A 6,359-nucleotide genomic window follows, 5' to 3' on the forward strand; every position below is an offset into this window, starting at 1 on the left:
GCCCTGGACCCGTCACCCCACCGGCGTCGGCGGCCGGTGCTCCCGGCCGGATCCTCACCGCGCGAGCGCGAAGGCGAGCGGCCCGTGCAGGTCGGCGGGCTCCCGGTAGTGGACGCCGGTCATCCCGAGCGCGACGGCGGCTTCGACGTTCTCCAGCCGGTCGTCGATGAACAGGCACCGGTGCGGCCGGACTCCCGCCCGGTCGGCCGCGATCTCGTAGATCTTCCGGTCGGGCTTGGCCACGCCCACCCGGGCGCTGCTGACGACGTGGTCGGCGAGGTCCGTCAGTCCCAGCGTCTCCAGCTCGTCCTCCAGGTCGAGGGTCGCGTTGGTGACCAGGACCAGCGGGACGCCCGCCTCCCGGACCCGGCGCAGCATCGCCACCACCGTCCCGTCGGCCGAGAACGGCGAACCGCCGAAGGCCCGGGCCAGCTCGTCGGCGCGGTCCGGGGACAGCCGGCCGTCCTCGGCGAGCGCGGCCGCTATCGAGCGGATCCACTCGGGCCGGGTCGTGCGCCCCACCAGCAGCGGTCCGTCCAGGGCGGGCGCGAAAGCCAGCGAGGCCGTGGTGCCCGCGGGGAGGCCGGCCGCGGCTTCCAGGGCCGTCACGTGCGTCTCGTCGAAGAAGCGGATCACGTTGTCGAGGTCGCACAGGACGGCGTCATAAGGCTTGGAATTCGTCACCGGGCCTGGATATCAGACGCTCAGCCCAGCGGGGCCTGCTGGAGGGGGACCGGGCGGGTGGCGCGGGGTGGGGCGGGGTCCAGGTGGATGGGCGGCGGCGGGGACACCGGGATGGTGGTGCCGAGGATTCCGCAGGGGACCTCCGGGGTGGAGTACGGGAGGTGCAGGCGGCCCTCGGGGGTCCAGCGGCCCGTGCCGCCGAGCCAGCCGGCCGGGGCACCGAGGCGGAACACGTGCCGGTCGGCGGGGCGCCACAGGGCGAGCCCGGCCACGCTCCCGCCGTAGCCGTCGCCGGCCTCGTCCACCCGCAGCGCGACCCCGCAGCTCTCCGGCATCAGCGCCTGCCCCGGCTGCACCGCGAACGGGGTCGCCGTGGCCCCGACCGCCCGCAGGCACTCCGGGAAGCGCACCGGGCGGGCACTGCCCAGGACCCCCCAGCCGAGCCGGAGCTCGCCCGGCGCGTCCGAGCGGATCAGCAGGAGCCCGCTGTCCGGGTCGGCCAGCAGCAGCCGGTCGTCGCTGCCCTCGGCGATCTGCAGCAGCGGGGAAACCTCCCCGGCCCGCTCCAGGTCCACGGCCACGGCCTTGGTCACCGGCCCGCGCGGGCCGTCCAGTTCGCGGTCCAGCGCCAGCAGCCGGCCCGTCCGGTCCAGCCAGACCCCGCCCGAGCAGCGCCCGGGGATCCGGGCGACCCGCTCCGGGCCGAAGGGGGTCCCGGCGACCTGCCACACCGTGGTCGCGGCGGCCCCCACGGCCAGGGCGAAGGCCCCGCGCCCGTCCGGGGACGGCGGCAGCAGGGTGACCCGTACGCCTTCGCCCGCGCCCGGGTCGTCCTGCGGCGAGATCGATCCGAGCTCCAGCTCCCCGGTCCGCGGCCCGGCGCCCGCCAGGCCGCCGCTCACGGGGCCGCCGCCCGTCGGGTACAGCAGCGCGAAGGCGTGCCGTTCGGCCACCCGCCGGTGGATCAGCACCCGCCCGTCGGCCAGCGGCAGTACCTCGCTGTCGGCCTCCTCGGGCTGCGCGAGCGGCAGCGGCACCGCGTACGGCTCGGGCCCGGCCAGCGTCCAGCGCTCCGGGTACCGGGCCTCGCCGTCCCCGGCCAGCCGGGCGGCGTAGGACCCGTCCGCGGCGATGGTGAACGGGACCGTCGTCGTCTTCTCGATCGCACAGATGGTCATCTGCGGCACCTCCGCCGAGGACCGTAGTGATCGCGCTTCCCGCCGGACAACGCGACAACCCCCGCTTCACACATACGGGTGGCCGCGCACGGATTCGCCTGTGGGGGAGGCGCGGATTGTGCTGTGCGATATCGGGGCGTTTAGGGTGAGGGCGTGGTTAGGCATACCTAACCCCTTTTTCGTGCTTTACCCGCTCCCCACCCCCAGGAGACGTTCCATGTCCCTCCGACGCCGTCCCGTCGCCGCCGTCGCCCTCGCCGCAGCAGCCGCACTCGCCCTCACCGCCTGCGGGGGCCAGGGGGAGAAGGCGGCCAAGGACGCGCCGGCCGGCGGCACCGAGAAGAAGGCCGCCGCCCAGGGCGGCAAGGACTTCTCCGACGCGGCGAAGAAGACGGCGGCCTTCGGGACCACCGCGGCGGCGGGCCAGTTCCCGCGCACCGTCACCCACGCCATGGGCTCCACCGAGCTCAAGGCCGCCCCCAAGCGGGTCGTCGTCCTCGACGTCGGCGAACTGGACAACGTCGTCTCGCTGGGCATGCAGCCCGTCGGCTACGCGCCCACCGAGGGCGACGAGGGCATCCCCGGCTACCTCGAGAAGGACGCCGGCGAGCCCAAGTCCGTCGGCACCATCAACAACCTCAACCTCGAGGCGATCAACGCCCTCAAGCCCGACCTGATCCTCGGCAGCCAGCTGCGCTCCGCGGACAAGTACGACGCGCTCTCGAAGATCGCCCCGACCGTCTTCTCCATCCGCCCCGGCTTCCCGTGGAAGGAGAACTACCTCCTCAACGCGGCCGCCCTCGACAGGACGGCCGAGGCCGAGGCCAAGCTCGACGCCTACCGGGCCAAGGCGAAGAAGCTCGGCGAGGACCTCGGCGAGAAGAAGCCGACCGTGACGATGCTGCGCTACATGCCGGGCAAGACCCGCCTGTACGCCGGCGCCTCCTTCATCGGCACGATCCTGAAGGACTCCGGCATCCCGCGCCCGCAGAACCAGCAGGTCGAGGACCTCGCCGTGGAGATCAGCCCGGAGCGCATGGACGAGGCCGCAGCCGACTGGATCTTCACCGGCGTCTACGGGGCCAAGGACAAGACCAAGCGCGACTCCGCCGAGGACAACCCGCTGTGGAAGGGCCTGGAGGCCGTCAAGCAGGGGCAGGCCAAGGACGTCGCCGACGAGACCTGGTACCTGGGCCTCGGCGTGACCGCCGCCGACAAGGTCCTCGACGACCTGCGCGCGTTTTTGATCAAGTAGGGGCCCGATCAAGTGGCGCGGCGCTGCCGCACCCGGCCCGGGGTGAGAGTTGCCGGGCCGGGAGGCCGAGGGCCGGTCGGTACGGACGGTAGCCTTGGCCTGTGCCCCGTCTCTCTGAAGTCATCGCCGCGCTGGACGCTCTCTGGCCCCCCTCGCGGGCCGAGCAGTGGGACGCCGTCGGCACCGTCTGCGGCGATCCCGACGCCGAGGTCTCCCGTGTCCTGTTCGCCGTCGACCCGGTCCAGGAGATCGTCGACGAAGCGCTGAAGCTGGGCGCCGACCTGGTCGTCACCCACCACCCCCTCTACCTGCGCGGCACCACCACCGTCGAGGCGGGCACCTTCAAGGGCCGCGTCGTGCACACGCTGATCAAGAACGACATCGCGCTGCACGTCGCCCACACCAACGCCGACACCGCCGACCCCGGCGTCTCCGACGCCCTCGCCGGCGCCCTCGACCTGCGCGTCACCGGCCCGCTCGTCCCCGACCCGAGCGACCCGACCGGCCGCCGCGGCCTCGGCCGGATCTGCGAGCTCGACCGCCCCGAGACCCTGCGCGAGTTCGCCGCCCGGGCCGCCGCGCGGCTGCCGCAGACCGCGCAGGGCATCCGCGTGGCCGGCGACCCCGACGCGAGGATCCGTACCGTCGCCGTCAGCGGCGGCTCCGGCGACAGCCTCTTCGAGCAGGTCCGCGCCTCCGGCGTCGACGTCTTCCTCACCGCCGACCTGCGCCACCACCCGGTCTCCGAGGCCCGCGAGCAGTCCCCGCTCGCCCTCGTCGACGCCGCCCACTGGGCCACCGAGTGGCCCTGGTGCGAGCAGGCCGCCGCGCAGCTCGACGCGATCTCCGAGCGCCACGGCTGGGGTCTGCGTACCCACGTCTCGCGCACGGTCACCGACCCGTGGACGGCGCACGCGCCGTCCGTGACACCCCCTTCTATCTCTGGAGCCCCCAACTGAACGCCGAGCCCGCCGACCAGATCCGACTTCTCGACGTCCAGGCCCTGGACGTCCGGCTGTCTCAGCTCACCCACAAGCGCAAGTCGCTGCCCGAGCACGCCGAGGTCGACTCCCTGACCAAGGACCTCACCCAGCAGCGCGACTTCCTCGTCGCCGCCCAGACGCAGGCGAGCGACGCCGCCCGCGAGCAGACCAAGGCCGAGCAGGACGTGGACCAGGTGCGCCAGCGCGCCGCCCGCGACCAGGCCCGCCTGGAATCCGGCGCCGGCATCTCCGCCCGCGACCTGGCCAACCTGCAGAGCGAGGTCGTCTCCCTCGCCAAGCGCCAGGGCGACCTGGAGGACGTCGTCCTCGAGGTCATGGAGCGCCTGGAGGGCGCGCAGGAGCGCGTCACCGAGCTGACCGACCGGGTCGCCGCCCTGGAGGCCAAGCTGACCGACGCCACCGCGCGCCGTGACGCCGCCACCGGCGAGATCGACGCCGAGGCCGCCGGCATCGCCAAGGACCGCGAGGTCATCGTCTCCACGATGCCGGCCGCGCTGATCGCCCTGTACGAGAAGATCCGCGTGAAGCAGGGCGGCGTCGGCGCCGCCCGCCTGTCGCAGCGCCGCTGCGAGGGCTGCCGCCTGGAGCTCGACCTCGCCGAGGTCAACGAGATCAAGGCCGCCGCCCGCGACCAGGTCGTCCGCCACGAGAGCTGCGGCCGCATCCTGGTCCGCATGGCCGACTCGGGCATCTGATGCCGAAGTTCGTTGTGGAAGCCGACGGCGGCTCCCGGGGCAACCCGGGGCCCGCCGGCTACGGCTCCGTCGTCCTCGACCCGGCCACGGGCGAGACGCTGGCCGAGCGCGCGGAGTACATCGGCGTCGCGACGAACAACGTGGCCGAGTACAAGGGACTGATCGCCGGGCTGAAGGCCGCCCGCGAGCTGGACCCGGACGCGGTGGTCCTCGTACGCATGGACTCCAAGCTGGTCGTCGAGCAGATGTCGGGCCGCTGGAAGATCAAGCACCCGGACATGAAGCCGCTCGCGGCCGAGGCGGCGAAGATCCTGCCGCGCGCGCAGGTGACGTACGAGTGGATCCCGCGCGAGAAGAACAAGCACGCGGACCGGCTCGCGAACGAGGCGATGGACGCGGGCAAGCGCGGCAAGCAGTGGGAGCCCTCGAACTCCTCCGCCGCCCTGGACGCCTCGGCGGCCGCTGCCCTCGCCGGGCCTGTCGGTGATGCGGCGAAGGGCGCCGCGGCCGTACGGGCGGCGTTGGCCTCCGGCAGCGGTACGAGGACCCGCGCGGCCGCCGCTGCGGGCGCCCGGGTGGGCTCCGCACAGGCCGGCGCCGGCACCCTGTTCGGTGACCCGGCGGACCTGGCAGGTCCGGCCGCCGGGCGCCCGGTGGAACTCCCGGCGGCGGCCCCGGCTTCCGGGCCGGACACGGCTGTGGCGGCCGCGCCCGATGCCGGCGCGCCCGGCGTCGCGTCCACCGGAACCGCCGCGCCCGCAGCGGGGCAGGGGTGGGGCCCGGACATGGGCACCCCGGCCACCTTCGTGCTGCTGCGCCACGGCGAGACCGCGCTCACCCCGCAGAAGCGGTTCTCCGGCAGCGGCGGCAGCGATCCGGAACTCTCCGAGGCGGGCCGGCGCCAGGCCGCGGCCGTGGCGGAGGCGCTGGCGGCGCGCGGCACCATCCAGACGGTGATCAGCTCCCCGCTGCGGCGCTGCCGGGAGACCGCGCAGGCCGTCGCCGACCGGCTCGGACTCGCGGTCACCGTCGAAGAGGGGCTGCGCGAGGTCGACTTCGGGGCGTGGGAGGGGATGACCTTCGGCGAGGTGCGCGAGCGCTTCCCGGACGACCTCCAGGCGTGGCTGGACTCCCCGAAGGCCGCCCCCACGGGCGGCGGCGAGAGCTTCGCGTCCGCCACCCGCCGCATCTCGGCCACCCGGGACCGGCTGCTGGCCGAGCACGCGGGCCGCACGGTGCTGCTGGTCTCGCACGTGACCCCGGTCAAGATCCTGGTCCGGCTCGCGCTCGGCGCGCCGCCGGAGGCGCTGTTCAAGATGGAGCTCTCCGCGGCCTCCCTCTCGGCGGTGGCCTACTACGCGGACGGCAACGCCTCGGTCCGCCTGTTGAACGACACGTCCCACCTGCGCTGACCGGCACCCACCGGACGCACGACGAGGCCCCCCGCCCTCACCGGCGGGGGGCCTCGTCGTCGTAATCCCCCGGCGATGAGGCGCCGCCGGTTGGTAGAAAGGGCGACGTCAGCGCGAGGACCGGAGGAGGG

The 6,359-nt window shown here is 74.2% G+C and carries 6 protein-coding genes; 4 read left to right on the forward strand and 2 right to left on the reverse strand.

The features are described 5' to 3' along the window. Positions 1 to 54: 54 nt before the first annotated feature. Together ACWGDE_RS34560 and ACWGDE_RS34565 are read right to left on the reverse strand one after the other, a co-directional pair. Positions 55 to 684, reverse strand: a complete 630-nt coding sequence (locus tag ACWGDE_RS34560; protein WP_453393016.1) for an HAD family hydrolase — start codon at positions 682 to 684, stop codon at positions 55 to 57. 20 nt (positions 685 to 704) lie between these two features. Further along, positions 705 to 1,862, reverse strand: a complete 1,158-nt coding sequence (locus ACWGDE_RS34565) for a hypothetical protein (protein ID WP_453393017.1) — start codon at positions 1,860 to 1,862, stop codon at positions 705 to 707. Positions 1,863 to 2,079: 217 nt separating this feature from the next. Here ACWGDE_RS34565 and ACWGDE_RS34570 point away from each other — a divergent pair, with 217 nt between their 5' ends. From ACWGDE_RS34570 to ACWGDE_RS34585, 4 genes are all read left to right on the forward strand, one after another. After that, positions 2,080 to 3,117, forward strand: coding sequence for an ABC transporter substrate-binding protein (locus tag ACWGDE_RS34570; RefSeq protein ID WP_453393018.1), 1,038 nt, complete (start codon positions 2,080 to 2,082; stop codon positions 3,115 to 3,117). Between the two features lie 101 nt (positions 3,118 to 3,218). After that, complete coding sequence (locus tag ACWGDE_RS34575; RefSeq protein ID WP_453393019.1) at positions 3,219 to 4,076, forward strand: Nif3-like dinuclear metal center hexameric protein; 858 nt, start codon at positions 3,219 to 3,221, stop codon at positions 4,074 to 4,076. After that, entirely contained in the window at positions 4,073 to 4,816 is a 744-nt protein-coding gene (locus ACWGDE_RS34580; protein ID WP_453393021.1) for a zinc ribbon domain-containing protein, read from the forward strand. Before ACWGDE_RS34575 ends, ACWGDE_RS34580 begins: the two co-directional genes overlap by 4 nt. Further along, positions 4,816 to 6,228 carry a bifunctional RNase H/acid phosphatase gene (locus tag ACWGDE_RS34585; RefSeq protein WP_453393020.1) on the forward strand — a complete coding sequence of 471 codons (1,413 nt, stop codon included), beginning with the start codon at positions 4,816 to 4,818 and terminating at the stop codon, positions 6,226 to 6,228. Before ACWGDE_RS34580 ends, ACWGDE_RS34585 begins: the two co-directional genes overlap by 1 nt. Positions 6,229 to 6,359: the final 131 nt, after the last annotated feature.

The organism is Streptomyces sp. NPDC054956, from assembly GCF_053609185.1.

What these genes read in the sequence shown, in the direction of transcription:
- ACWGDE_RS34570 (WP_453393018.1), top strand. Translation starts at nt 2,080, where the DNA reads ATGTCCCTCCGACGCCGTCCCGTCGCCGCCGTCGCCCTCGCCGCAGCA.
- ACWGDE_RS34585 (WP_453393020.1), top strand. Translation starts at nt 4,816, where the DNA reads ATGCCGAAGTTCGTTGTGGAAGCCGACGGCGGCTCCCGGGGCAACCCG.
- ACWGDE_RS34565 (WP_453393017.1), bottom strand. Translation starts at nt 1,862, where the DNA reads ATGACCATCTGTGCGATCGAGAAGACGACGACGGTCCCGTTCACCATC.